Genomic DNA, 26,069 nt, shown 5'->3' with positions numbered 1-26,069 from the left:
ACGGGGCGGCCGGACCTCCCCGGCCGCCGGACGAGGATGCCCCCTCCCCTCGTCCGGGCCTTGATCCCGCGCAAAGCCGGTCCGTTCCGGAGGGCGGCCTGATCTGGATCAGGCCGCCGGACGCGGGCCGCGCCTAATCTCGGTCCCGAGGATCCCCGCGGGCGGGGGACACGGCGAGGGAAGCGGGAGGATACGGATGCGCGCGCGCGAGATCATGACCACGCAGGTGACGTGCGGGCGGGCCGACCTCTCGCTCGAACTGGCGGCCGCCCTGATGCTGGAGAAGCGGATCAGCGGCCTGCCGATCCTCGACGCGGCGGGCCGCCTCGTCGGCATCGTGACCGAGGGCGACCTGGTGGCGCGCCGGGAGATCGGCACCGCGCGCCCGCATCCCGCCTGGATCCGCTACCTGCTCAGCCCGGGCCGGCTGGCCGCCGCCTATGCCCGGGAATGCGGGCACCGGGTGGGCGACGCGATGACCCGCGAGGTCGTCACCGCCTCGCCCGAGACGCCCCTCGACGACATCGTCGGGCTGATGGCGCGCCGGCGCATCCGGCGCGTGCCGATCGTCGAGGACGGGCGGCTCGTCGGGATCGTGACCCGGGCGGATCTCCTGCGCGCCCTGCACGACGCCCTGCGGGCCGCCCGCGAGGCGCCGCCCCGGGAGGACGCGGCGATCCGCACCGACGTGGAGGCGGCCTGCCTGGATGCGGGCGTGATCCCGCTGGAGTTGATCGACGTCGCGGTGGAGGACGGCGCCGTCACCCTGCGCGGGGCGCTGACCGACGAGCGCCAGCGGCCGGCGATCCGCGCCGCCGCCGAGGGCGTGCCCGGGGTGCGCGTCGTCCACGACCACCTCACCCTCGTCGACCCGCTCTCGGGCCTCGCGCGGATCGCCCTGGGGGACGAGCCGGAGGGCGAGGCGCGGACCCGCTGAGCGGCGCGCCCGCGCCGTCCACAGCGCGTGCGGGGCGCTTGCGAAGGCGTTGCCGCGCCCGGCCCGATACCGCGGGTTTCGGTAAGACTCCGTTAGGCGGACGGCGCGGATGCCGGGCGGTGCCGGGCCCGTCCCGGCCCGTGATGCCGTTGCGCGGAGGTCGCGATGCCCGATCCCACCCTGGTGCTCCTGGAACTCGTCGCCGACCTGGCCGACCTGCGCCGGCAACTCGCCGAGGCCCAGGACCACTGCGTCGAGATGGCGGTCGATGCCGGCTACCTGCACGAGGAGATCCGCCACCTGCGGCGCGCCCTCGCGGCCGCGCGGCGCGAGAAGGAGGCGCTCCAGGCGCGGCTCGCCCCGCTCGGGCGCGGGCGGGCGGCCGCGTAGGAGTAATCCGGGATCCGGTCGATCACGGCGGATCCCGGATCACGCGCCCGCGCGGCGCCTGAGCGAAGCCCGAAGCCGCCGTCCCGAAGGGATCAAGCGGATGGGGGATGAGGCGTCAGGCCGCGAGGCAGGCCCGAGCCACCCGCCAATAATTCCCACCCAGGATGCCGACGGTCTCGTCGGGCGTGAAGCGCCGCAGGAGGTGGGCGGCGAGATCCGGGAGTCGCGCGCAGTCCGGCAGGGCGCTCGGCCCCACCAGTCCCATCATGTCCGAGCCGAGCCCGACATGGGCGGGACCGACCACCTCCGCCATGCGGGCGATGCCCTCCGCCAGCGCCGCCAGGTCCTGAAACACGCGCGCCGGCGGCCAGATGCCGACGACCCCGCCCGTCCCGGCCACGATCCGGGCGTGATGCGGCGTGATGCGGCGCGTCGGATCCATCGCCAGCGAGGCGTGCGACGGAACGAGGGGCTTGCGGGCGACCTCGGCCGCCCGGCGCACGAGGCTCCCGGTCCCATGCGCCACATCGACGATCACGCCGAGCGCCTCGCAATGGCGGATCACTTCCGCGCCGAAGGCGGTCAGGCCGCCGTGGACGGGCGGCTCGGTCTGGATGTCCCCGAGGGCATCGACCCGGTCATGCGTGAGCTGCAGGTGGCGCAGGGCCGCACGGCGATAGGCCTCCTCCAGGCGGCCGAGTTCGCCTTCCAGGAAATCCGCCCCTCCGGCCGCCACCAGAATCGCGGAGCGCGGGCGCGCGCGGCGGCGAGATCGGGGCCATCGCGGAGCCGAGGGACGTGCCGCCTCTTCTGGAGGACCTTATGAATTGAGGACAGGTGTTGTGCGGGCCATAACAGCCTCTCGGCGCCGCCGCATCCGAGTGCAAGACGATTCTCGTCTGCGCAGCGGCGAAATATTCGGACATCCTCGCTAGGCATTGGGGAAGCCGGCCCGACATGCGACTGCGGGTTTCCGGCAGGACGCAGCCGATTCCTCGCACGGGCGATGGCCCCCTTCCCTGGCCGGCCCCGCGCGGGCGCCCTCCCCTCACGCCGCCGCGCGGGCGACGCGGCGCAGGGCCTGGGGCGGCTGGCCGAAGGCGCGCAGGAAGGCCCGGCGCATCCGCTCGGGATCGGAGAAGCCCGCCTCGCGGGCGACCGTCTCGACCGGGTGGCGCGTCTGCTCCAGCATCAGCCGCGCCGCCTCGACGCGCAGCTGCTCCACGGCCTTGGCGGGCGACTGGCCGGTCTCGGCCCGGAAGGCGCGGCTGAACTGGCGGGGGCTCAGCGCCGCCGCCTCGGCGAGCTGCTCGACGGTGAGGTCGCGCCGAAGGTTGCGGCGCGCGAAGGTCAGGGCGGCCTGGATCCGGTCGGATTTCGGCGCGAGGTCGAGCAGCTCCGAATGCTGCGTCTGGCCGCCGGCCCGGCGGTGATACATCACCAGCTTGCGCGCCACCGAGCGGGCGATCTCGGCGCCGAGATCCTTCTCCACCATCGCCAGGGCGAGGTCGACGCCCGCCGTCATGCCGGCGGAGGTCCAGACCGGCCCGTCGACGATGAAGATGCGGTCCTCCTCCACCCGCACGGCGGGGAACCGGGCCTGGAGCGTGCGGGCGAAGAGCCAGTGCGTCGTCGCGCGCCGCCCGTCGAGGAGACCCGCCTGCGCGAGAACGAAGGCGCCGGTGCAGATCGCGCCGAGGCGGCGCACCTCCGGCAGGCGGGTCGCGACCCAGGCCAGCAGGCCCGCGCTCGGCCGTGGAAGGTCGACGCCGCCGCCGACCAGCAGCGTGTCGAAGACCTCGTCCCGCATCGGGCGGCTGCTCACCTCCAGGCCGGTCGAGCTCGGCACCGGGCCGCCCGCCTCGGAGACGGTCGCGAGGTCGTAGACCCGCTCCCCGGCGCAGAGATTGGCGAACTCGAACACCGAGCCCGCCGCCAGGCTCATCATCTGGAAGCCCGGGAAAATCACGAAGCCGACCCGCACGACGCTGCCTCCGCCCCGTCCCGAAACGAGGGATATACGACATATGAGACGCGCGCCAGGGGGCGTATTCCTCGGCTCACCGGAACGCGGCCCCGCGCCGCCCGCCACGGAGCAGATCCATGACCCTCTCGTCCCTCGGCACCGCCCTCGTCACCGGCGCCTCCTCGGGGATCGGCGCGATCTACGCCGACCGCCTCGCCGCCCGCGGCCACGACCTCGTCCTGGTGGCGCGCAACCGGGCCAAGCTCGCCGACCTCGCCGCCGGACTCGCCGACCGCACCGGCCGCTCGGTGGAGGTGGTGGCGGCCGATCTCGGCGACCGGACCGACCTGCGCGCGGTGGAGCGGCTCGCCGCCAGCGACGCGAGCCTCACGATGCTCGTCAACAATGCGGGCATCGGCGCCACCGCGCCGCTCCTCGCCTCGGACGTCGACGCGATGGAGAGGCTGATCGACCTCGACGTGACCGCGCTGATGCGCCTGACCTACGCGGCGGCGCCGGCCTTCGCGGCGCGCGGCCGCGGCACGATCGTGAACATCGCCTCGAGCGTCGCGATCGGGCCGGAGGTGCTGAACGGCGTCTACGGCGGCGCCAAGGCCTTCGTCCTCGCCTTCAGCCAGTCCCTGCACCACGAACTCGCCGGCAAGGGCCTGCGCGTCCAGGCCGTGCTGCCCGGCGCCACCGCGACCGCGTTCTGGGGCCTCGCGGGCGTGCCGGTCGAGCACCTGCCGGGCGAGATCGTGATGCGCGCCGCCGACTTGGTCGATGCCGCCCTGGCCGGCCTCGACGCGGGCGAAGTGGTCACCATCCCGTCCCTGCCCGACGCCGCCCAGTGGCAGGCCTACGAGGCGGCCCGGCAGGCCCTGCTGCCGAACCTGTCCCGCGCGGAGCCGGCGGCGCGCTACCGGGTCGGCGCGGCCCGGGCCTGACCCCCCTCCCCGCCCGGCCCGCCCGAGCCGGCCTCAGGGCGCCCGCGGCAGGTCCACCACGAACCGGCTGCCCCCGGCCTCCGCGCCCTCGCAGAGGGCGAGGCCGCCGTGGCGCTGCGCGATCTGCCGCACGAGCGAGAGGCCGAGGCCCCAGCCGCCCGCCTCCTCCCGGCGGCCCCGCGGGCGGTAGAAGGGCTCGAAGACCCGCTCGCGCTCGGCGGCCGGGATGCCGGGGCCGTGATCGCTCACCACGAGCCGGGCGCGCGCGCCCGACGGCTCGGCCCGCACCCGGACCGGCGGCGCCCCGTGGGCGGCGCCGTTCTCCAGGAGGTTGCGCAGCAGGCGCCGCAGCAGGACCGGGTCGCCCCGCACGCTCACCGGCACCCCCTCGACCTCCGCCCCGACCCGGGCCGCCTCCTCGGCGGCGAGGCCGAGCAGGTCCACGGTCTCGCGCCGGTCGAGCCCGGCCTCGGCGTGGTCGAGGCGGCTCGACAGCAGGATCTCGTCCACCAGGGTGTCGAGTTCGCCGAGGTTGCGCACGATCTCGGCCCGGGCCGCCTCGGGCCGGCCCGCCCAGAGATCGACCGCCATCCGCAACCGCGCCAGCGGCGAGCGCAGCTCGTGGCTGGCATTGGCGAGGAGGCGGCGCTGCGCGGCGAGCAGCGCGTCGACCCGGCCCGCCGCGAGGTTGAAGGTGCGCGCCACCGCCGCGACCTCGTCGCCGCCGCCCTCGTCGACCCGCGCGCGCAGGTCGCCCTCCCCCCAACGGGCCACCCCGGCGCGCAGCCGCTCGAGCCGCCGGGTCAGCCGCGCCGTGACCGGGAAGGCCGCGAGGGCCACGAAGGCCGCGACCAGCAGGGTCAGGGTGGCGATGCGGGCGATCCGCGTGCTCGGCGAGGGATGGATGCTGACCAGGAGGGTCCGCCCGTCCGGCAGCGCGGAGCGCAGCACCCAGCGCACCGGCGGCCCGGTCGCCTCCCCGCCGAGCAGGACGGCGCGGGTCCCGCGCGCCGCGAGCAAGGCGCCGCCGCGGTCGTAGAGCGCCGCGTCCGCCCCGAACAGCCCGCTGAGGCGCCGCACCGCCGGCTCGGCCTCGGCGGGAGGACCCGCGAGGGCCACGGCCTCGTGGGCGATGTGGGTCTCCAGCGCCTCCCAGCGCTTGTGGGGCGATTCGCCGAGCATCCACCACAGGCCCGCCATGGCGATGGCGGCCCCGACCAGGCTCGCCAGCAGGGTCAGGTAGATCTTCCAGAACAGGCGCCGCCGGACCGACCTCACCGCTCGGCATCCTGCTCGCGGGCGAAGACGTAGCCGGCGCCCCGGATGGTGAGGAGGCGGCGCGGGTGGCGGGGATCGTCCTCGATCAGCGCCCGCAGGCGCGAGACGTGCACGTCGATGGAGCGGTCGAAGGCGTCGAGATCCTCGCCCTTGACGAGGTCCATCAGCCGCTCGCGGCTGAGCACCCGCCCGGCATGGGTCGCGAAGGCGAGGAGGAGGTCGAACTGGTGGCTGGTGAGCCGCCGCTCCACCCCGTCGAGCCGCACGACCCGGGATCCGGGATCGATCTGCAGCCGCCCGAAATCGAGCCGGGCCTCCTGCGGGGCGCGCTGGCGCCGCAGCAGGGCGCGGATGCGCGCGAGCAGCTCGCGCGGGTTGAAGGGCTTGGGCAGGTAATCGTCGGCCCCGATCTCCAGGCCGATGATGCGGTCGGTGTCCTCGCCCTTGGCGGTCAGCATCAAGATCGGCACCCGCGAGTGGGTGCGGATCTGGCGGCAGAGCTCGAAGCCGTCGCCGTCCGGCAGCATCACGTCGAGGATCACGGCGTCGAAGCGCTCGCGCCGGAGGGCGTCGTGGCCCTCCCGCGCCGTGGGCTGGCAGGCGACCGCGTAGCCCTCGGCCGAGAGGTACTCCGCCACCATCGCGGCGAGGCGCCGGTCGTCGTCGATGAGGAGCAGTCTCTCGGCCATGGCGGTCGCGCCTCCGTCAGTTCCTCTCGGGCCCGGCTCCGCCGGGCTGCGGCCCGGCTCCGCCGGGCTGCGGGCCGGCTCCGCCGAACTGGGGCCAGCCCGGCCCGCGCTCGGGACGCCCGCCCTCCCCGCCCCAGGGATGCCGCCAGCGGCCGAAGCCGCGATGCTGCTCCATGGCGCTGGCGACGCGGTCGACGAGCTTGGCGCGCTGCTCGGCGCTGACCTGTCCGGCGGCGTCCACGAGCGCCCCGGCGATGATCTTGGAGCGCGCATCGACGCTGCGCACCATCTCGGCGCGCAGGGCCTCGATGGCGGCCCGGTCGACGGTCGGGGCCTTCAGGAGGTCCGCGAGCCGCCGGCGCATCTCCTCGTGCGTGGGCCCCTCCTTCATCAGCGCGGCCGAGGCCGAGGCGATGATGTCGTGGATGCGGTTCTCCTGGTCCGAGGTCGCCCCGACCGAGTCGAGCGCGCGCCGGGCCATGAACTGCAGGCGCGCGAGGCGCTGGCCGGGATCCCGGAAGCCGAAGCCGTCCGGGGCGCCGCCCATCGCGACGGCGAGGCCGGCCGTGCCACCGGCGAGCAGGAGGCCGAGGGCCAGGGCGGTCCGGCGCAGAATCCGCCGCGGGGCCGGCGCCTGCGCGGCGGGGCCGTTCATCGCACCGTTGCTCATCGTGGTGTCTCCCTTGACGCGAAGCGCGTCGTCAGGCCGGACCATGACGCGGGCAGGTTTCGCCTCTCGCGGCCGCATGTAAAGTTTTGTGAACGCGGCGCCGCGGCGCGGGGCGGCGTCCCGCGCCTCCCCGATGCCGGGCCGCGCCCGGATCGCGGGCGGCGGGTGCCCGCGTTATCCTTCGCGTTATCCTTAATGCGGGCCGGGGCGCCCGCCGGGAGCGCGGGCGCGGCTCATCCCGAATCCGGTTGGTCCCCTCGGGATGACGGATAGTGGGCTTCGCTCACGCGCCGCGCGGGCGCGTGATCCGGGATGCACTTCGACCGACCGGATCCCGGATCAGCTTCTGGACCGGCGGTAGGCGGCCAGGATCTCGGGAAGCTGGTCAAGGATGTAGTCCGCGAGGCCCGGCTCAAGGCGCTCGTCGAAGGAGAGCGCGACGCGGTCGGCGCCGCGCTCGACGCGGGCGAGCCTGCGGCCCTGCGGGTCCGTCCAGACCTGGGGCCGCCCGCCCCGCGCCGGCGGTGCCGCGACCGCGGCCAGGATCGCGGCGAAGCGCTGGTCGGTCGGCTTCGCCCGGAAGGCCGGATCGGCGAGCAGGGCCGAGAGGGCGGCGCGGTCCGCCGTCCGGATCCCCTCGGCGAGCAGCATCCAGCGCGGCCGACCGGCGGCCGGGGCCGGGCCGATCGCCGCCAGAATGTCATCCGGCACCGTGCGGGCGACCGAGATCAGGGTCGAGAGGTCGCCCTTGCCGACCCCCATCGCCGCCGTGATCGTGTCGCGCGGGAAGCCGTGCTCCTCCAGCCGCCGGGCGAAGAAGGCCCGCTCGATATAGCTCAGGTCGCGCCGCTCCAGGTTCTCCTTGCCCTGGGCGATAACGAGTTCGGCATCGGTGAGCGGCCGGATCACGGCCCGCACCGGCCGGGCCAGGATCTGCGCCGCCCGCACGCGGCGGCGCCCGTAGGCGATCTGGTAGCGGCCGGCGCTGACCGGGTGCGGCCGCACCAGGACCGGCACCTGCTGGCCGCTCTCGCGCACGCTCTCGACGAGGCTCGCGAGGCTCGGGTCGGTCGGGTCGGCGACCCGGTCGGCGATGAAGGAGGCGTCGATCAGCCCGGGCTCGATCTCGACCACGGCCGAGCCGGCTTCGAGGCTCGCGGCGGCGTCGGCCTGGGCGGCCAGCCCCCGCAGGGTCTGGCTCATCGCCCCGATGGCGCCGCTGCGGCGCCGCGGCGCGGCCGGCGGGTTTGCAGCTGCAAACTCGGTCCCGTCCGGGGTCTGGTTTGCAGCTGCAAACCCGTCCGGCTCGGGCGAGGGCGCGGGCAGGGGCGCCGGCAAGTGCACGGGCTTGTGCACGGGCTTGGCGGCGAACAGCGCGTCGAGGTTCGATTTCCGGCTCATGCGCGCCCCCAGGCCCGGCGGATCAGCCCCTCGATCTCGCCGTTCACCGCCTCCAGGGACTCGAGCGCCCGGTCGTAGGTCGAGCGGGTGACGCCCTCGCGGCCGATCTCGTACAGGGTCTGCTTCGACAGGCCCGCATCCGAGATGGCCGAGGATTTGAGCATCGGCGCGGTCAGCACCGCGTCCTCGAAGAGCGTCCGCAGCATGCCGACGATCCGGGTCTGCGGCGCGTCCTGCTGCTCGTAGCGGGTGACGAGGTAGCGCAGCCAATCGTATTGCAGGCGCCCGCCATGCTCCGCGACGACGCCGAGCAGGTCCTCGGTCATGGCCAGGAACTGGCTCATCGAGGCGACGTCGAGCATCTGCGGATGGACGGTGATCAGCAGGGCGGAGGCGGCGCAGAGGGCCGACAGGGTCAGGTAGCCGAGCTGCGGCGGGCAGTCGATCACCACGACGTCGTAGCGCTCCTCCACCGACTCGATCGCCTGCGCGACCCGGTCGAAGAACAGCGGCTCGCCGGGCCGGCGCAGGCCGAGCGCGCGCGGCGTCTCGTGCTCGAACTCCATCAGTTCGAGATTGGCCGGCACGAGGTCGAGGCCGGTGAAGTAGGTCGGCCGGATGATCGCCTCGAGGGGGCGGCGGGCGGCATCGTACCGGATGGCGCCGAACAGCGTCTCGCTCTCGCCCACCTCCAGCTCCGGCTGCACCCCGAGCAGGGCCGAGAGGCTCGCCTGCGGGTCGAGGTCCAGGGCGAGCACGCGGTAGCCCTTGAGCACGAGGTGCTGGGCGAGGTGGGCCGAGGTCGTGGTCTTGCCCGAGCCGCCCTTGAAGTTGGCGACCGCGACGACCTGGAGCGGGTCGCCCTCGCCGCGGCGCGGCTGGTAGCGCCGGCCGGCCCGGGCCTGCTCGTCCAGGTAGGCGCGAAGCCCGTGAATGTCCGCGAGGCTGTAGGAGCGCCGCCCGGTCGGCGAGACCTCGGGCTGGGGGCCGAGCCCCTCGGCGGCGAGCTGCTGCAGGCGCGAGACCGTGATGCCGATGATGCGGGCGACCTCGGCCGAGGTGAAGCGGCGCAGCGTCTTGGCCGAGAGCGGCGGGAACAGGCCCGAGGAGATCGCCTGGAGCTGGGCGCGCAGCACGGCCGCGTGCGCGCCGATCATCGCGCTGGGCGAGATCGGCAGCGGCGGCGCCGGGATCGCGGTGGCGGCCTGGTTCATGTTTTCACGCCCCGTTTGCAGAAAAACCGCCGAATCGGCGCCAAGACTGCAAACTTTCCGAAACGGCTCCGATTCGCAATCGCCCGCGAGGCGTCGCGGTGCGGCGACGCAAGCCTCGCGCAAGCTTGCGGGGGAGGGGAGGGGAGCCCGCGACGGCGCAGGGGCGTCGGCGGACGGGTCGCGCGCCCCGGCGGGGATCGGTGGCGCGGGATTAGTAGCCCCGCGCCGCGTCCACGGCGGCGGGAATGCGCCCGGTCCGCCGGTAGCCGCGCAGGTTCTCCGCCACGATGGCGGCGGCGCTGCGGGGGTTCGTCGGCGCGGTGACGTGGGGCAGGACCGTCACCCCGGGATGCCGCCAGAGCGGGGATTCGGGGGGCAGCGGCTCGGTGTCGAACACGTCGAGGACGGCGTGGGAGAGCTGCCCGGACTCGAGCGCGGCGAGGAGCGCGTCGGTGGCGACGATCGGGCCGCGCCCGAAATTCATCAGGGCCGCCCCCGGCTTCATGGCGGCGAATTGTGCCGCGCCGAGGAGGCCGCGCGTCGCCGGCGTCATCGGCAGCAGGCAGACGACCACGTCGCTGCCGGCGAGGAGCCGCGCCAGCCCGTCCGGCCCGGCGAGCGTCGCGCCCGCCTCCGCGCCGGGCCGCGCCCGCGGCGTGCGGCTCCAGGCGGCGACCCGGAACCCCGCCTCGTCGAGCCGCCCCGCGGCCGCCGCGCCGAGCAGCCCGAACCCGAGCAGGCCGACCGTCATCTCGGCCGGGGCGCGATAGGGCAGGGGCCGCCAGATCCCGGCCTCCTGCTGGCGCCGGTAGGCCGGCATGTCGCGCTGCAGGAAGAAGGTCCAGGCCAGGACCGCCTCGGCCATGGTGCGGGCGAGCTCCGGATCCACCAGCCGGACGATCGGCACGCCGGCCGCGCCGAGATCGCGCACGAGGCGCTCGACCCCCGCCCACAGGCTCTGGATCCAGGCGAGGCGGGGCAGGCGCGCGACCTCGGCGGGATCGGGATTGGCCACCACGGCGACCCTGACCGCCTCCCGCTGCGCCGGGGTGAGGGCGCGGAACGGGACGAGGCTCTCCTCCGGGAGGGCCGCGCGGAGCGCCGCCAGGAAGGCGGCCTCCTCCCGCGCGTCCAGGCTGCCGACGAAGGCGATCGGTTCGTGCATCGGGTCTCCTCCTGCTTGGGCCCGGGTCAAGGCTCTCGGGCCCGGGCGGGGTCCGGCCGCGGGGCCGGCGTCGACGGCGGGGCGGTAGCGATCCCCTCGCGGGGCCCGCGTCACGGCGAGCCGGCCGCCTCCGCGAGGGCCTCGAAGGCGCGCGCGACCGCCTCCGCGCCCGGATCCGCGGTGCCGGCGAGGTCCCGCACCCCGAGATAGCTCGACCGGCCCGAGCGCGCCGCCGCCATCGCGGCCGTGGCCTGCGCCCCGGCCCGGGCCGCCCGGGCGGCCGCGGCGAGGCCGCCGCCCTCGGCCAGCGCCCGCGCGGCGGGGAGCAGCGCGTCGAGCATGGTCCGGTCGCCCTCCCGGGCGCCGCCGTAGAACTGCATGCGGGCGACGCCCGCGGCCAGCGCCTCGCCGGGATCCGCACCCTCGCGCAGCCTGTGCCCGGCCTCCGCCAGCAGGATCGAGAGCAGGACGCCGCTCGACCCGCCCATCGCCCGCGACAGCCGCTCCGCCAGCGCCCGGCAGAGGGCGGCCGGCTCGGCGAGCGGCAGGGCGTCGATCTCCGCGAGGACGCGCCGCGCGCCGGAGGCGAAGGTCGTGCCGGTATCGCCATCCCCCACCCGCGCGTCGAGCGCGTCGAGGGCCGCCTGGGCAGCGATGAGCGCGCGGCAGGCCGCCTCCAGCAGGCGGCGCGAGGCGGGATCCGCGGAGGGCTCGTCCGGCGCGGGCCGGAGCGCGGCGGGGAGCGGCAGCGCCGCCGCCTCGCCGCGCACCCGCCGCGGCGCCGGCCAGGCCGGCGCCCGCACGGGCGCAGTCAGCATCGCCGCCGCGGCGGCGTCCACCGGCATCAGCGAGAGCGAGAAGCCGCGCATGTCGAGGGCCGTCACGACCGGCGCCGGCCCGAGCAGCCAGGCGATCCGCGGGCCGAGCGGGCCGCGCAGGACCTCCCGGGCCACCGCCGCCATCTCGACGGCCGAGACGCCGCCGAGATTGTTGACGAGGAGCGCGAGCTGCGGCGCCTCGCGGATCTCCGGGCCGAAGCGGCCGACCATGTCGGCGACGAGCGCCGGCAGGGGAGGGAGGGCGATGCGCTGCACGCCCGGCTCGCCGTGGATGCCGAGGCCGAGCTCGGCCTCGCCGGCCGGGATCCGCGCCTCGGCCCCCTGGCCGGGGATGGCGCAGGTGGCGGTGGCCACGCCGAGCGTGCGCACCGCGCGGGCCGTCGCCTCGGCGGCGGCGCGCACGGCCGCCAGGGGCTGCCCCGCCGCCGCGGCGTGGCCGGCCGCCTTGTGCACCAGCACCGTCCCGGCGATCCCGCGGGGCCGCGCGCTGTCCGGGAGCGCCACGTCGTCGCCGACGATGACCACCTCGACCGCGTGCCCGAGGGCGCGCGCCTTCTCGGCCGCCAGCCCGAAATTGATGCGGTCCCCGACGTAGTTCTTGACGACGAGGAGGCAGCCGGCCGGTCCGGCCACCGCCAGGATCGCGGCCAGGACCGCGTCCACCGAGGGCGAGGCGAAGATGTCGCCGCAGACCGCGGCGTCGAGCAGGCCCTCGCCCACGAAGCCCGCATGCGCCGGCTCGTGGCCCGCGCCCCCGCCCGAGATCACCGCGACCTTGGTCCGGTCGCGCTCGGCCCGGAGCACGACGCGGATCTCCGGGTCGCCGTCGAGGCGGGCGAGCCCGGGCTCCGCGGGGGCGAGGAGGAGCCCGTCCAGGGCATCGGCGACCAGCGTCTCGCGCCGGGTGAGGAAGTGCGTCATGGCGGACCGGGGGTGAGGCGTTGCGGGGGCCGGGCGGCGCGCCCGACCGGCCGCCGCATCCTACGCGGCCCCGCGCCGGCGGAGCAGGGGGCGGATGCGGCGCCTCGCGCCCGCGATCCCCGGCCGGCGCGACGTTTCGGCCCCAGCGACGTTGTCGGCGGGCGCGCCGCCCCGGCGCGGAGCGCGGGCGCTGAGCGAAGGATGCCATGACCGAGGAGACCCCATCCCCGAGCCGCCGGCTGCCGCGCTTCGCGCGCCCGCGGTCGCGCGCCGCCCTCCTGGCCGTGCTGCTCCTCGGCGTCAGCTTCGCGGCGGCCCTCCTGAACTACCTATCGGGCACGCGCGCCGCGGCCGAGGCGGTGCGGCTCAACGGCGTGATCGCCCAGAGCGAGCGCGTGCTCTCGACCCTGAAGGACTTGGAGACCGGCCTGCGCGGCTACATCCTCACCGGCGACGGCGCCTATCTCGACCCCTACGCGGCGGCGCTGACGCACATCGACCCGGAGCTCGACCGGCTCGACGGCTTCGACCGCGACCCGGACACCCGCGCCCGGCGCCGCCGCCTGATCGCGGACCAGCGCGCCTACGCGGCCCGCGCGGTCGCGGCGCGCCGGGAGCAGGGCCCCGAGGCCGCCTCCGCCCTGGTGCGGAGCGGGGAGGGCAAGCGCATCATGGATGCGCTGCGGACCCTCACGGCGGCGGTGCAGGACCGGGCGGTCGCGGATCTCGACCGCATCGCGGCGCGCGAGCGCCTGCGCTCGCCGCTGCTGCAGGTCCTGGTGCTGGCCTCGGCGCTGGCGGCGGCGGGCCTGCTCGCGCGCCTCGCCATCCTGCGCCGCCGCGAGGGCCGCCGCACCGCGGCGCTCCTCGCCGGGGTGCTGGAGAACGCGCCCGTCGGGCTCGGCTTCCTCGACCGCGACCTCACCATCCGGCACATGAACCGGGCGCTGGAGAGCATGAGCGAGCGCGGCCTCGGCACCGGGGTCGGAGAGCCGATCTGGGCGCTGCTGCCCTCCCTGCGCGACGCGCTCGCGCCCAAGCTCGCGGCGGCGCGCGACGAGGGCCTGGTCACGGCGAATGTCGAGGTCGGGGTGCCGACCCCGAGCGCGCCGGGCAGCGTGCGCTACTTCCAGATGAGCTTCTTCCCCCTGCGCCGCGACGTCGACGACCGCGCCGCGCGGGCGGAGGGCGTCGGGCTCGTGATGTCGGACGTGACCCTGCGCAAGCTCTCCGAGGCGCGCACGCGGGAGAGCGAGGAGCGCTTCCGCTCGCTCACCGAGGCGACCTCGGCCATCGTCTGGCGCACCACCCCGGAGGGCACCTTCGCGCAGGTCACCTCGGAATGGACGCGCTTCACCGGCCAGACCCCCGAGGAGGCGGCGGGGCTCGGCTTCCTCGACGCCGTCCATCCCGAGGACCGCGCCGCCACCCGCGCGGCCTGGGAGCAGGCGGTCGCGACCCACGCGCTCTACGCGATCGAGCACCGGCTGCGCCGCCACGACGGCATCTACCGCCACATGGAGGTGCGCGCGGTCCCGATCCTGGAGAAGGACGGCCGGGTGCGCGAGTGGGTCGGGGCGCATGCCGACACCACGGCGCGCAAGGAGGCCGAGTTGGCGCTCGAGGCCGCCCGCGAGGCGGCCGAGGAGGCGAACGCCGCCAAGAGCCAGTTCCTGGCCAACATGAGCCACGAGCTGCGCACGCCCCTCTCGGCGGTGATCGGCTACGCGGAGATGCTGCAGGAGGAGATGGAGGATCTCGGCGCGTCGGCGCTGCTGCCCGACATGCGCAAGATCGAGGCGAATGCCCGCCACCTGCTCGGGCTGATCAACGACGTGCTCGACATCTCGAAGATCGAGGCCGAGCGGATGGAGGTCTATGCCGAGGATTTCGACGTCGCCGCGACCCTGCAGGATGTCGGCGCCACGGTGGGGTCGCTGATCGCCAAGAAGGACAACGCGCTGGTGCTGGACCTCGCGGAGGGGCTCGGGCGGGCGCATACCGACGTCACGAAGCTGCGCCAGTGCCTGATCAACCTCCTCAGCAACGCCGCGAAGTTCACCGAGGGCGGCCGGATCGTGCTCTCGGCCGAGCGCCTGCGGCGGGACGGCCGCGACCGGCTGCGCTTCCGGGTCGCCGACACGGGCATCGGCATGAGCGCGGAGCAGCAGGCGCGGCTGTTCGAGCGCTTCACCCAGGCGGATGCCTCGACGACCCGCCGCTTCGGCGGCACCGGGCTCGGCCTCGCCATCACCCGCGCCTTCGTGGAGATGCTGGGCGGCGCGATCGCGGTCGAGAGCCGCGCAGGGGAGGGCACGACCTTCACGATCGAGCTGCCGGTCCGCTACCGGGCGGAGGCGGAGGCCGGGGAGGACGAGGCCGATGCCGCGGCGCCCGCGCCCGCCGCGGAGGCGGCGCGGGAGGCCGGCGGGGACCTCGTCCTCGTCATCGACGACGACCCGGCGACCCGCGACCTCCTCGCCCGCTTCCTGCGGCGGGACGGGTTCCGGGTCGCCGCCGCGCCGGACGGGCGCGCCGGGCTGGACCAGGCCCGGGCGCTGCGCCCCCGGGTGATCCTGCTCGACGTCACCATGCCGCGCATGGATGGCTGGGAGGTGCTGCGCGCCCTGCGGGCGGACCCGGACCTCGCCGCGACGCCCGTGATCATGGTGACGGTGCTCGACGAGCAGAACCTCGCCTTCTCGCTCGGCGCGACCGACTACCTGCACAAGCCCGTGGCCTGGAAGCAGCTGAAGGAGGCGATGGAGCGCTTCCGGCCGGCGATCCACGAGGGGCCGGTCCTGGTCGTGGACGACGACCCCGACGTGCGCGAGCGCATCACCGCGCTCCTCACCCGCGAGGGCTGGCGCGCCGCCTCGGCGGCGAACGGCCGGGCCGGGCTCGACGCGGTGGCGGTGCGCAAGCCGGGGCTGATCCTGCTCGATCTGATGATGCCCGAACTCGACGGGTTCGGCTTCCTGCGCGGCCTGCGGGCGAGGCCGGAATGGCGGGACATCCCCGTCGTGGTGCTGACCGCCAAGGACGTGACCGCCGACGAGCGGCGGCGCCTCGCCGGCCAGGCCGACCGCGTCCTGCAGAAGGGCGGCCTGAGCATGGCCGACCTCGCCGCCACCGTCCGCTCCCTGCTCGTGCCGAGCTGAGCCGCCGGCGCCGGCGCCGACGCTCGTCTGTGGTTTGAGCCCCGCGCAGGCGGGCGCCACCGTGATCCGCCTCGCAATTTGGCGCGTGCCGGCGGCCGACGATCACGGGATCCCGCGGTGCTCGCACGAAGGGGAGCGTGGCGAAACGGCTTAACGTCTCGTACGACGGGACCGGGGGACTGGTCGCGACGCGATCCGAAGGCCCGAACTCCTGATCCCGGCCGCGTCCGGACCCGGACGGGCCGTCGAGCGCCGGCGAAGAACGTTCAACCCCGACACGCGGCGTCAACCAGCAGTATCGAGGACGGGCAACCCGAGACTCCACCAGACGCGACCGGTCTATCCGGCGACGAGGCAACGGCCGCGTCGTCGTTGGAAATCAGGCAGAATCAAACACCTGGAGCGGGATCCGGTCGCGATCCCGCTTTCGATTTCGCCAGTTGGCCTTTGTTTATGGACGACAAACCGAGATTGCGCCATATTGCAGATGAGGAGCGAGACGAGCGTGATCGCTTCAACTCGCCAGAGATCAGCCGGCCCTGAGAGCTGAGGGAGAGCGGGAGACCCGCGCGAGCGGAGTTCGAGACGGTCCAAGACCGGGCCGGTCCAAGACCACGCATATCGGGAGGCGACGTCATGCGAGGAGAAGCGTGCGCTTCGCTCGGCCGCCGCGGCAGGCTCGTCCTCTTGGTGGCCGCGGCCGGGCTGTCCGCCTGCCTCGCGGCGGCTTCGGCGCCGGCGCAGGAGACATCCGACCCGTCCGGACAGGGCGCGGCCCCGCCGCGGGCGAAGGAGGTCCAGGGCGATGCGCCCCTCTCCACCGTCAAGGTCCCGTACGGCGAGCGCGTCGCCCTGCCGGTCGCCAACCCGCCCCCGCGCCGGGCCGATTACGCCTCCGTCTACATGACGGGATTGCCGCAGGGCTCGACCGTGTCCGACAGCGTCCACGACGTGGTGGTGGGCGACGACGTGCAGGCGATCGACATCAGCAGCTTCAACCTCGAAGGGCTCTTCGTCCTGCTGCCGCGCGATCTCGCCTCCCGCTCGCACGAGGTGTTCGTCGCCAGCGTCCTGGCCTTCCCGCCCTGGTCCGGGGAGGGCAACCCGGTCCAGACCGAGACCCTGTCGACGATGGTCATCATCCCGGAGGTCTCTTCGCTTCCGCCGCTCGCTCTCGACGTGCCGCAACCGGCCGTCGCCGTGATGAGCGTTCCGCCCGCCGCGGCCCCGCCGCGCGGGCCGGGCCGGGATGTGGCGAGCCGGCGGGATGTGGCGAGCCGGAATGTGCCGAGCCGGGATGTGCCGAGCACGGATCAGCCGGCCGCGGACCGGGCCGGCCCGCGGGCGACGGGCGCCGCGATCGCGGAGCCTCCGAGCCCGGCGCAGTCGCCCCCCGCGGCGGATCCGGGAGCCGGCGACGAGCCCTCCGCGGTGGCGCTCCTGGCGAGGGCCGGGCAGCTGCTCCAGGTCGGCAACGTGAGCGGGGCGCGGCTGCTGCTGCTGCGGGCCGGGTCGGCCGACGCGATGGAGCTCCTGGCGCAGACCTACGAGGAGGCCTTCCTGCGCCGCCTGGGCGTGCGCGGATTGAGGGGCGATCCGGAGCGCGCGCGCAGCTACTCCGAGGCGGCCGCGCGCCTCCGCCAGGGCGGGGTCCAGCGTCAGGCCCGATCGGCCCCGTGACGGCAGCAGGCAGGGAGACCCCGATGGAGAGCAGGATGCGTGTGATGCGCTTTCCGGAGGATCACGTCCGGACGGCGTATGACAAGCCCGCGCGGCGCTTGAGCGAAGCCCCAATCCGCCATCCCGAAGGGATCAAGCGGGTTTGGGATGACAAGCCCGCGCGGCGCTTGAGCGACGCCGACATCCGCATGGCCAAGCAATCTGTCGGACGTCGGATGACCCGTCTCGCGGCCCTCGCGATCTCGGTCGCTCTGCTCGCCGGGGCGCCGGGCTCCCCGGCCCAGGCCCGGGAGGCGGCGCCGGCCGCCGAGAGCGAGGGGATGGTCGGCGACAGCATGAACGCGGCGACGGTCTCGATCGTCACCGGCACGCCGGGCGGCACCTATTTCCGCATCGGCGCGGACCTCGCCTTCGTGCTCGACGACGGCAAGCAGCTGCGGATCCTCCCGATCCTCGGGAAGGGCGCCGGGCAGAACGCCTACGACCTCCTGTTCCTGAAGGGTGTGGACCTCGCCTTCCTGCGCACCGACACGCTCGAGCAGCTGCGCGAGGACAAGCGGCTGACCAAGGTCGACACCCGCATCCAGTACATTTCCAAGCTGTTCGACGACGAACTGCACATCATCGGTCCGGTCGACGTCACGGATGCGCGGCAGCTCGCGGGCAAGCGCGTGACCTTCGACGTCAAGGGCAGCGGCACCGATTACAGCGGCCGGGCGATGTTCCGGAAGCTCGGGATCGCCGTGCAGGCGATCAACGTCGATCAGCCGACGGCGCTCGAGATGCTGCGCAAGGGCGAGGTGGACGCCGTCGTCTCCGTCGCCGCCAAGCCCGTGGCGATGATCGCGGGCTTCGATCCGGGCGGCAAGTTCCACCTCATCCCGGCGAAGTACGCGGCCGCGGTCGAGGATGCCTACCTGCCGGCCTCGCTCACCAAGCAGGATTACCCCAAGCTCATGGGACAGGCCGACGAGGTGCAGACGCTGGCGGTCGGCACGGTGCTCGGGGTCTACAAGCCCGTGAAGGGCTCGGCCCGCTACGCCAAGCTCACCCGCTTCGTGGATGCGTTCTTCGGCAAGTTCGACGAGTTCCTCGCGCCGCAGCGCCACCCGAAATGGCGCGAGGTCAACCTGGCCGCCGAGGTGAGCGGCTGGACCCGGTTCCTGCCGGCCCAGAAGTGGCTCGACGCGCATCGCGAGCCGCAGACCTCCGGGGGCGGAGACTTCACGGCCTTCCTGAACGACCAGCAGCCGAGTGCCGCGACCGGCAAGGAGGAACTCTACCAAGCCTACCTGCAATGGCGGAAAGGCCGCGGCCGCGCCATCAACAGCCTGGGCGAGAGGGTCCCGGACCGGCAGACGAAGGGTTCGAGCTTCTAGGCAACTGCACGCGGCAATCCTGCTTAGCCTCTTGTTTTCGCGTGATTTCTCGCCACCGAACCGGTGACCCCTACGGCGCATGATGCCTGGAACCGGATCGCCCGGGCCCGCGGCGCCCGTCCGGGAGTTTTCCGCAGGTGTCCCGCCCGCGCCGCCGGACCTTCCTTCGCGGCCGCACGTTGAGCGCGTGGTGGTGCTTGGCAGCGCGGGATCGGGCTGCCGCCGGTGCGGATGCGAGGAACCGAGATGTCGAGGGTTGATGGCGGCCGGGTGTCGGCGCCGTACGTGATGGCGCGCCCGCGCATCCGCGAGGGAAGCCCGAACCTGCGGGGCACGACCTGGGACGGGCTCGGCGTCAACTTCGCGCTGTTCTCCGCCCACGCCACCCGCGTCGAACTCTGCCTGTTCGACGATTCCGGAAAGACCGAGATCGAGCGGATCGACCTGCCCGAGTACACGAACGAGATCTGGCACGGCTACCTGCCCGACGCGCGCCCGGGCACGATCTACGGCTACCGCGTCCACGGCCCCTACGAGCCCGACGAGGGCCACCGCTTCAACCCCCACAAGCTGCTCCTCGACCCCTACGCCAAGGCCCTGGTCGGGTCGATCACCTGGGACCCGGCCCTGTTCGGCTACCGGCTCGAGAGCGGCGACGACCTCACCTTCGATGACCGCGACAGCGCCCCCTTCACCCGCAAGGGCCGGGTGATCGACCCGGCCTTCACCTGGGGCCGGGACCGCAAGCCCGACGTGCCGTGGGAGCGCACGATCATCTACGAGGCCCACGTGAAGGGCCTCACCAAGCTGCATCCGGGCGTGCCCGAGCGCCTGCGCGGCACCTACGCCGGCCTCGGCCAGCCCGCCGTGCTCGACTACATCCGCAGCCTCGGCGTCACCGCGGTCGAGCTCCTGCCCGTGCACTCCTTCGTGCAGGACGACTACCTGCGCCAGAAGGACCTCTGGAACTACTGGGGCTACAACACGATCTCGTTCTTCGCCCCGGCCCGCCGCTACGCCGCGGTCCCGGACTTCGCCTTCTCCGAGTTCAAGGAGATGGTCGCGCGCCTTCACGGGGCCGGGCTCGAGGTGATCCTCGACGTGGTCTACAACCACACCGCCGAGGGCAACGAGCGCGGGCCGACCCTGTCCTTCAAGGGCATCGACAACGCCTCCTACTACCGGCTGCTGCCGGACCAGAGGCGCTACTACATCAACGACACCGGCACCGGGAACACCGTCAACCTCTCGCATCCGCGGGTGCTGCAGATGGTGACCGATTCCCTGCGCTACTGGGCCACCGAGATGCGGGTCGACGGCTTCCGCTTCGACCTCGCCACCATCCTGGGCCGCGAATCCTACGGCTTCGACGAGGGCGGCGGTTTCCTCGACACCTGCCTGCAGGACCCGGTGCTGAACTCCGTGAAGCTGATCGCGGAGCCGTGGGATTGCGGGCCGGGGGGCTACCAGGTGGGCGGCTTCCCGCCGGGCTGGGCGGAGTGGAACGACCGCTTCCGGGACGACGTGCGGGCCTATTGGCGCGGCGACGAGGGCCTGCTGCCCGCCCTCGCGGCCCGCTTCACCGCCTCGGCCGACAAGTTCGACAAGCGCGGCCGCAAGCCCTGGGCCTCGGTGAACTTCCTGACGGCGCATGACGGGTTCACGCTGGCCGACACGGTCTCGTACGCCGAGAAGCACAACGAGGCGAACGGCGAGGAGAACCGGGACGGTCACTCGCACAATCTCTCGTCGAATTACGGGGTCGAGGGCCCGACCGCGGATCCCGAGATCCGGGCGGTGCGGTTCCGGCAGATGCGCAACATGCTGGCGACGTTGTTCCTGGCGCGGGGCACGCCGATGCTGCTGGCGGGGGACGAGTTCGCGCGCACGCAGCGGGGCAACAACAACGCCTATTGCCAGGACAACGAGATCTCCTGGCTCGACTGGCAGGCGATCGGACCGGCGGAACGCGACCTCGCCGAGTTTACCCAGCGCCTGATCCTGCTGCGCAACGCCCTGCCGATCCTGATGCGGGGCCGTTTCCTGACCGGCCGCTACGACGAGGAACTCGGCGTCAGGGACGTGGCGTGGCTCACGCCGGACGGGGACGAGATGTCCCCGGAGCATTGGGGGGACGGCAAGGCCCGCTCGCTCGCCGTGCTCCTCGACGGGCGCGCGCAGGAGACCGGCATCAAGCAGCAGGGCTCCGAGGCGACGCTGCTCCTCCTGATCAACGCCTATCACGACGTGGTCCGCTTCACCCTGCCGAAGACCGCGGGCGGGCACGAATGGGTGCGCCTCATCGACACGAACCTGCCGGAGGGCCAGGAGACCCGATCCTTCCAGGCCGGCGGCGCCTACGAGGTGACCGGGCGGTCCATGCTGGTGATGGTGCTGCGGCCCGACGCGGGCGAGGCGAGCGTGGCGGTGGAGCGCTCCTTCACCCACGTGATGCAGGCCTTCGCGCGCGCGACCGCCGAGCACGTCGCCTTCGGCCCGGCTTTCCGCGGGTGAGCCGGCGCCCGCCATCCGCCTCCCGCGGCCCGGGCGGAGCCGCGGGAGGTCCCCTTCGCAGGACGGAGACCTCGAGGTGACCAAGATCCTGCTCGTCGAGGACCACGAAGAGATCTGGGACTTCCTGTCCCGGCGCCTGACGCGCCGCGGCTACGAGGTCGTGATGGCCCATGACGGCGATGCCGGCGTGCAGCAGGCCCGCTCCTTGCGCCCGGACGTGATCCTGCTCGACATGAACCTGCCGGTGCTGGACGGCTGGTCGGTCGCGCGCGCGCTCAAGTCGAGCCCCGACACCCAGTCGATCCCGATCATCGCGCTCACCGCCCACGCCATGTCGGGCGACCGCGAGAAGGCGATCCAGGCGGGCTGCGACGATTACCACCCCAAGCCGATCGACTTCGCCAAGCTGCTCGGCCAGATCGGCGCGGTCACCGGCGCCGGCGCCCCGCCGTGAGCGAGGATCCGGTCACCGCCCGCTGGCTGCGGCAGGCCCTGCCGGCCTTCGTCGTGCTCGCCGGCCTGCTCGGCGTGCTGGCGCTCGCGGTGCTGCTGGTCATGGGCCGCGAGATCCTGGTGCCGATCACGCTGGCAATCTTCCTGAGCTTCGTGCTGGTGCCGGCGGTGCGGGCGCTGCGGCGCCTGCGCATCCCGCGGGTGCCCGCGGTGCTGCTCGTGGTGCTGCTCGCCTTCGGGGCGCTCGGCACGGTCGGCAGCCTGCTCGCGGGCGAGGCGGCGCAGCTCGCCGCCGACCTGCCGCGCTACTCGCTCACGATGCGCGACAAGATCAAGCTCCTGCAGGGCGCGACCGCGGGCGGGGGAGGGGTCTCGCGCCTCCTCGACATGGTGGCGGATCTCAGCCGCGAGCTGCAGCCGCCGCCCGAGCCGAAGGACCGCGCGGCGCCCGCCGCCGGCACGCCGCTCAAGGTCGAGGTGGTGGAGGCTCGCCCGAGCGTGCTCGCGGCCCTCGGCACCTACGCGGCCCCCGTGCTGCACCCGCTGGCGACGACGGGCCTGATCCTGCTCTTCAGCGTCGTCATCCTCCTGCAGCGGGAGGACCTGCGCAACCGGGCGATCCGGCTCGCGGGCTCGGGCGACCTGCGCCGCACCACGGCGGCGATCGACGACGCCACCGCCCGCCTCACCCGCTTCTTCCTGGCCCAGCTCGGCCTCAACACCGCCTTCGGGGTGGTGATCGGCCTGGGGCTCTGGATCATCGGCATCCCGAGCCCGGTGCTGTTCGGCGTCATCGCCGGCATCCTGCGCTTCGTGCCCTATATCGGCGCGGTGATCGGCGCGCTGCTGCCGCTGGTGCTCGCGGCCGCGGTCGATCCCGGCTGGACCATGGTCCTGGCCACCGCCGCGCTGTTCCTCGTCGTCGAGCCGGTGGCCGGCCACGTCGTCGAGCCGCTGCTCTACGGGCACTCGACCGGCCTCTCGCCCGTGGCGGTGATCCTGGCCGCGACGGTCTGGGCCTTCCTGTGGGGACCGGTCGGCCTCGTCCTCGCCACGCCGCTCACCGTCTGCCTCGTGGTGCTGGGCCGGCACGTCGAGCGGCTGGAATTCCTGGAGGTGCTGCTCGGCGACGGGCCGGCGCTGGCGCCCGAGGAGATCTTCTACCAGCGCATGCTCGCGGGCGATCCCGGCGAGGCCATCGACCAGGGCGTGCAGTTCCTCAAGGCCCGCCCGCTCGTCACCTATTACGACGAGGTGGTGCTGGCCGCCCTGCGGATGGCGCAGGACGACTTCGCCCGCGGGACGGTGGCGCGCGCCCGGCAGGACGAGGTCGGCGAGGCCTTCCGCACCGTGGTGGAGCGCCTGGGCGCGACGCGCCCGAGCCTGTGGCGGCGGGCGCTCGGCCGCGAGGCCGCCGCCGCCGTCGCGGCGGTCGGTCCCGATCCCCGGGCGGCCGCGACGGTGCTCGACCGGGCGGCGCTGCCGCCGCGCTGGCGCGGGCCCGCCCCCGTGCTCTGCGTGTCGAGCGGCGGCGCCTTCGACCTCGCCACGACCCGGATGCTGAGCCAGATCCTCGACCGCCACGGCCTCCCGTCCCGGGTGACGACGCTGCGGGACCTGCTGCGCGAGGGTGCCGAGGCGGTCGACCCCCGGGCGACCGCCCTGGTCTGCTACTCCTACCTGGAGCCGATCAGCCTGTCGCAGATCCGCTACGTGGTGCGCCAGACCCGCAGGACCCTGCCGGGCGTGACCGTGCTGGTCGGCTTCTGGGGCGAGCGCGATCCCGGCACGCTGGCGCGCCTGCGCCGGGCCACCTCGGCGGACGTGCTCGTGACCTCGCTCGGCGACGCGCTCGGGGCCGTCCTCGCCCGCGCCGCGCCCGCGCCGCAGCCCCAGCGGGGCGGCGCGCCGAGCCCCGCGGCCGCGCCGGTGCGGGCGTGAGCGCGCCGGCCGGGCCCGGCGCTCGCCCGGCGGCCGCGCGGGAGGCGCCGCCCCGCGCCGAGGGGCCCCTCGACCTCGCCGGGGCGGAGCTGCCGCCGGGGACCGACCTCGTCGAGGCGGATCTCTCGGGCGCGAACCTCGCGCGGGCGCGCCTCTCCGGAATCCTCGCCCGCTCCGCGCGCTTCGACGGCGCCCGCATCGAGGAGGCGGATTTCAGCGGGGCGGACCTCAGCGGCGCGCATTTCGCGACCGTGGCCGGCGGCCAGGCCCGCTTCTCCGGCGCCATGATGGAGGATGCGCGCTTCTGCGGGGCCACCCTGCGCTTCGCGACCCTGGCGGGCGGGCTCCTCGACGGGGCCGACTTCACCGGCGCCGACCTCTGGGGGGCCGACTTCACCGACGCGGATGCCGACGACACGCTGTTTCGCCGCGCCCGGCTCGACGAGGCGAAGCTCGTCAACGTCAACCTGACCGGGGCGGTGTTCGAGGGGGCGAGCCTCGCCAAGGCGTCCCTCGCCGGCTCGCGGCTGAGCCGGGCCAACTTCGTCGAGGCGAAGCTCGACGGGGCCGACCTGTCGGGGGCCGACCTCTCGGATGCCCGCCTCGTGCGGCTCGACCTCACCTCCTGCCGGTTGCGGCACGCGCGCTTCGCGCATGCGTGGCTGGAGGGCACGCGCCTGCGGGTCGACCAGCTCGGCGGCGCGGTCGGCGAGGAGGTGGCGGGGGATTACGCGGCCGCGGTGGCGAGCTACCTCGTGGTGGAGCGCAACCAGCGCAGCATCGGCGACCGGGAGGGGGCGAGCTGGGCCTTCAAGCGCGCCCGCCGCATGGGCCGCCACCACGCGGGAGCGCTGACCCGCGCCGCGTGGCGGGAGGGGGCGTGGCGCGCGGGGCTTCGCCACGGCTCCGACTGGCTCTCGGACCGCTTCGTCGAGTGGCTGTGCGATTACGGCGAGAGCCTGACGCGGATCGTGCGCGCCTTCGCGTTGGCGATCCTGGTCTTCGCGGCGCTCTACGGGGTGACCGGGGGGCTGATCCCGGAGGGCCGGGACGGCGTGCCGACCTACAACCCGCTGGACCTGGTGAGCTACAGCGCCCTCAACATGATGACGGCGAACCAGCCGGAACTCGGCATCAAGCCCGTGGGGCGCGTCACCAACATCCTGGTCGGCAGCCAGGGGGCGCTCGGCATCATCCTGATGGGCCTGTTCGGCTTCGTCCTCGGCAACCGGCTGCAGCGCTAAGTGTCTCTCACAAAACTCCCGATCGCTGCCATCGCCCGTTGGGGCGAGGGCAGCGCGGCGGGAGTTTTGTGACAGACACCAAGCACAGTGTCCCGGGCAATTCTGCTTTGCTTTTGGTCCTGCATCATATCCGCTGACGCGGTGCTTCGGTTCGCCGCCGAACCGGTGACCCCTTGGGCACCGGCCGGTCCCGGCCGGCGGAATGCGGCACCGGCCGGTCCCGGCCGGCGGAATGCGGCACCGGCCGGTCCCGGCCGGCGGAATGCGGCCGAGGTCCGGTGCCGCGCGGGCGCCGCCGCACCCGCCCTCGGGCGGCAGCCGATCACGTCCCGTCGGATCCTGCGCGAGGGTCTCGACGTCATCGCGGCGGCCGCGACGGACCCGCGGCCGCTTCGTCGGACGAACGCGCTCGGGTCGGATTCCCGCCCCGGCCAGACCTCCGGTTCGCGCTCGCCCCGCTGCCGCTTGCGTCCCAGGTCCGCCGTTCAGAAGGTCCGCCGTTCAGAAGGTCCGCGTCCAGGCAATCCGATGCAAGATCCTGATCGGCCTGCCCGACTGACAGCGTCGGACGTGAGACCGAGCCAAGCGCGCTCTCGGCAAAATCTTATGGATCTAATTTGATGATGCTGCATTCCATCTTGATTTCGCGATTCATGATTGCCCATTGCGCAATGATTTTCCTTCTATTACAAATAGAAAATTATGTCAAACACGATAATCCGATGACGGTATACTCACATCTTAGCTATTTTTCTGTTCACCATTCGAAAGATGCGCGCCACGGCGATCGCACTGGAGCAATCGTAGAATGGCTTTAGCCATTTCTTTCCAATCCGTAACACAGACCTGGTTAATCCTTCAATATCACTCAATATTCGCTGGCCAACGTGCGCCGGGCGCTCTGGCGTGAGCGGGCTTTGCCAACATCCCATTGCCGGCGGGACAGACCGAAACCTCGCTGCGCCCTGGGCCTACGCCCCCTGCAACGCAGCCTGAACGGCCAAAGTCGAGCGAGAGCATTTTCCGACGAAGTGGATGCCGGTTCGTCGCAGAAAATGCGGCAAGATCAAAGACCGAGGGCAGTACCTGATTGCAACGTGATCGGGTGCTGCTCTAAGCCTGCCGATGACATTCTTGCCAACGTCGCGCGGTTCTGCCAACGAACTTCCAACCAAACAGAAATTTGCTATGCCAACGTGCAAAACTCTGATCGCATGCACGCTCAGGTTTCATCCGTGAGGGACGGCGAAGCCGGTGTGCAACTCATACCAAATCCGCCT

Annotated in this window: 19 protein-coding genes; 10 read left to right on the top strand and 9 right to left on the bottom strand. The window is 73.6% G+C overall.

The window, feature by feature from the left end; genetic code table 11:
* Positions 1 to 196: 196 nt before the first annotated feature.
* Complete coding sequence (locus M446_RS17075; RefSeq protein ID WP_012333350.1) at positions 197 to 937, top strand: CBS domain-containing protein; 741 nt, start codon at positions 197 to 199, stop codon at positions 935 to 937.
* 165 nt (positions 938 to 1,102) lie between these two features.
* Positions 1,103 to 1,327: a hypothetical protein gene (locus M446_RS17070; RefSeq protein WP_012333349.1), complete on the top strand. Its 225-nt coding sequence runs from the start codon at positions 1,103 to 1,105 to the stop codon at positions 1,325 to 1,327.
* Positions 1,328 to 1,442: 115 nt separating this feature from the next.
* Here the strand turns inward: M446_RS17070 and M446_RS17065 are convergent, their stop codons facing one another.
* Both M446_RS17065 and M446_RS17060 read right to left on the bottom strand, forming a co-directional pair.
* A complete protein-coding gene (locus tag M446_RS17065) occupies positions 1,443 to 2,063 on the bottom strand; it encodes a dipeptidase (RefSeq protein ID WP_012333348.1) in 621 nt (206 codons plus the stop codon).
* A 312-nt stretch (positions 2,064 to 2,375) separates the two neighbouring features.
* Positions 2,376 to 3,275: a GlxA family transcriptional regulator gene (locus M446_RS17060; protein ID WP_050777574.1), complete on the bottom strand. Its 900-nt coding sequence runs from the start codon at positions 3,273 to 3,275 to the stop codon at positions 2,376 to 2,378.
* 155 nt (positions 3,276 to 3,430) lie between these two features.
* Here M446_RS17060 and M446_RS17055 point away from each other — a divergent pair, with 155 nt between their 5' ends.
* The gene (locus M446_RS17055; protein ID WP_012333346.1) at positions 3,431 to 4,240 is read left to right on the top strand and encodes an SDR family NAD(P)-dependent oxidoreductase; all 810 of its coding nucleotides are present in this window, start codon (positions 3,431 to 3,433) and stop codon (positions 4,238 to 4,240) included.
* A gap of 33 nt (positions 4,241 to 4,273) precedes the next feature.
* Here M446_RS17055 and M446_RS17050 read toward each other — a convergent pair whose 3' ends face one another.
* From M446_RS17050 to M446_RS17020, 7 genes are all read right to left on the bottom strand, one after another.
* Complete coding sequence (locus M446_RS17050; protein WP_012333345.1) at positions 4,274 to 5,518, bottom strand: sensor histidine kinase; 1,245 nt, start codon at positions 5,516 to 5,518, stop codon at positions 4,274 to 4,276.
* Entirely contained in the window at positions 5,515 to 6,207 is a 693-nt protein-coding gene (locus M446_RS17045) for a response regulator (RefSeq protein WP_012333344.1), read from the bottom strand. The genes M446_RS17050 and M446_RS17045 overlap by 4 nt, the downstream gene beginning before the upstream one ends.
* Positions 6,208 to 6,223: 16 nt before the next feature.
* Positions 6,224 to 6,877: a Spy/CpxP family protein refolding chaperone gene (locus tag M446_RS17040; RefSeq protein WP_043701341.1), complete on the bottom strand. Its 654-nt coding sequence runs from the start codon at positions 6,875 to 6,877 to the stop codon at positions 6,224 to 6,226.
* Between the two features lie 339 nt (positions 6,878 to 7,216).
* Positions 7,217 to 8,278, bottom strand: a complete 1,062-nt coding sequence (gene repB / locus M446_RS17035; RefSeq protein ID WP_012333342.1) for a plasmid partitioning protein RepB — start codon at positions 8,276 to 8,278, stop codon at positions 7,217 to 7,219.
* Positions 8,275 to 9,492, bottom strand: a complete 1,218-nt coding sequence (repA, locus tag M446_RS17030; protein ID WP_012333341.1) for a plasmid partitioning protein RepA — start codon at positions 9,490 to 9,492, stop codon at positions 8,275 to 8,277. The genes repB and repA overlap by 4 nt, the downstream gene beginning before the upstream one ends.
* A gap of 211 nt (positions 9,493 to 9,703) precedes the next feature.
* Positions 9,704 to 10,657 carry a 2-hydroxyacid dehydrogenase gene (locus M446_RS17025; protein ID WP_012333340.1) on the bottom strand — a complete coding sequence of 318 codons (954 nt, stop codon included), beginning with the start codon at positions 10,655 to 10,657 and terminating at the stop codon, positions 9,704 to 9,706.
* 110 nt (positions 10,658 to 10,767) lie between these two features.
* A complete protein-coding gene (locus M446_RS17020) occupies positions 10,768 to 12,417 on the bottom strand; it encodes a dihydroxyacetone kinase subunit DhaK (protein ID WP_012333339.1) in 1,650 nt (549 codons plus the stop codon).
* Between the two features lie 206 nt (positions 12,418 to 12,623).
* Between M446_RS17020 and M446_RS17015 the strand changes: the two genes are divergently transcribed.
* The 7 genes from M446_RS17015 (at position 12,624) to M446_RS16985 (ending at position 24,789) form a co-directional block, all read left to right on the top strand.
* The gene (locus M446_RS17015) at positions 12,624 to 15,578 is read left to right on the top strand and encodes a response regulator (protein ID WP_012333338.1); all 2,955 of its coding nucleotides are present in this window, start codon (positions 12,624 to 12,626) and stop codon (positions 15,576 to 15,578) included.
* 636 nt (positions 15,579 to 16,214) lie between these two features.
* Entirely contained in the window at positions 16,215 to 17,258 is a 1,044-nt protein-coding gene (locus tag M446_RS17010) for a hypothetical protein (protein WP_012333337.1), read from the top strand.
* Positions 17,259 to 17,473: 215 nt separating this feature from the next.
* On the top strand, positions 17,474 to 18,637 hold the full coding sequence (locus M446_RS17005; RefSeq protein WP_012333336.1) for a TAXI family TRAP transporter solute-binding subunit: 1,164 nt from the start codon (positions 17,474 to 17,476) through the stop codon (positions 18,635 to 18,637).
* Between the two features lie 246 nt (positions 18,638 to 18,883).
* Positions 18,884 to 21,151 (top strand): glycogen debranching protein GlgX, encoded by a 2,268-nt coding sequence (glgX, locus tag M446_RS17000; RefSeq protein WP_012333335.1) that lies wholly within the window; start codon positions 18,884 to 18,886, stop codon positions 21,149 to 21,151.
* Between the two features lie 76 nt (positions 21,152 to 21,227).
* Complete coding sequence (locus M446_RS16995) at positions 21,228 to 21,605, top strand: response regulator (RefSeq protein ID WP_012333334.1); 378 nt, start codon at positions 21,228 to 21,230, stop codon at positions 21,603 to 21,605.
* Entirely contained in the window at positions 21,602 to 23,545 is a 1,944-nt protein-coding gene (locus M446_RS16990) for an AI-2E family transporter (RefSeq protein ID WP_012333333.1), read from the top strand. The genes M446_RS16995 and M446_RS16990 overlap by 4 nt, the downstream gene beginning before the upstream one ends.
* Positions 23,542 to 24,789, top strand: coding sequence for a pentapeptide repeat-containing protein (locus M446_RS16985; protein WP_012333332.1), 1,248 nt, complete (start codon positions 23,542 to 23,544; stop codon positions 24,787 to 24,789). Before M446_RS16990 ends, M446_RS16985 begins: the two co-directional genes overlap by 4 nt.
* Positions 24,790 to 26,069: the final 1,280 nt, after the last annotated feature.

The sequence above is a fragment of the Methylobacterium sp. 4-46 genome, assembly GCF_000019365.1.
Taxonomy (GTDB): Bacteria; Pseudomonadota; Alphaproteobacteria; order Rhizobiales; family Beijerinckiaceae; genus Methylobacterium.
Note: the sequence above shows the minus strand (reverse complement) of the source record. Positions and strands in the feature narration are given on the sequence as shown.

Coding starts and splice junctions, on each gene's coding strand:
- M446_RS17075 (WP_012333350.1), top strand. CDS start 197: ATGCGCGCGCGCGAGATCATGACCACGCAGGTGACGTGCGGGCGGGCC.
- M446_RS17070 (WP_012333349.1), top strand. CDS start 1,103: ATGCCCGATCCCACCCTGGTGCTCCTGGAACTCGTCGCCGACCTGGCC.
- M446_RS17060 (WP_050777574.1), bottom strand. CDS start 3,275: ATGATGAGCCTGGCGGCGGGCTCGGTGTTCGAGTTCGCCAATCTCTGC.
- M446_RS17055 (WP_012333346.1), top strand. CDS start 3,431: ATGACCCTCTCGTCCCTCGGCACCGCCCTCGTCACCGGCGCCTCCTCG.
- M446_RS17045 (WP_012333344.1), bottom strand. CDS start 6,207: ATGGCCGAGAGACTGCTCCTCATCGACGACGACCGGCGCCTCGCCGCG.
- M446_RS17040 (WP_043701341.1), bottom strand. CDS start 6,877: ATGAGCAACGGTGCGATGAACGGCCCCGCCGCGCAGGCGCCGGCCCCG.
- repB (WP_012333342.1), bottom strand. CDS start 8,278: ATGAGCCGGAAATCGAACCTCGACGCGCTGTTCGCCGCCAAGCCCGTG.
- repA (WP_012333341.1), bottom strand. CDS start 9,492: ATGAACCAGGCCGCCACCGCGATCCCGGCGCCGCCGCTGCCGATCTCG.
- M446_RS17025 (WP_012333340.1), bottom strand. CDS start 10,657: ATGCACGAACCGATCGCCTTCGTCGGCAGCCTGGACGCGCGGGAGGAG.
- M446_RS17020 (WP_012333339.1), bottom strand. CDS start 12,417: ATGACGCACTTCCTCACCCGGCGCGAGACGCTGGTCGCCGATGCCCTG.
- M446_RS17015 (WP_012333338.1), top strand. CDS start 12,624: ATGACCGAGGAGACCCCATCCCCGAGCCGCCGGCTGCCGCGCTTCGCG.
- M446_RS17010 (WP_012333337.1), top strand. CDS start 16,215: ATGCGAGGAGAAGCGTGCGCTTCGCTCGGCCGCCGCGGCAGGCTCGTC.
- M446_RS17005 (WP_012333336.1), top strand. CDS start 17,474: ATGACCCGTCTCGCGGCCCTCGCGATCTCGGTCGCTCTGCTCGCCGGG.
- glgX (WP_012333335.1), top strand. CDS start 18,884: ATGTCGAGGGTTGATGGCGGCCGGGTGTCGGCGCCGTACGTGATGGCG.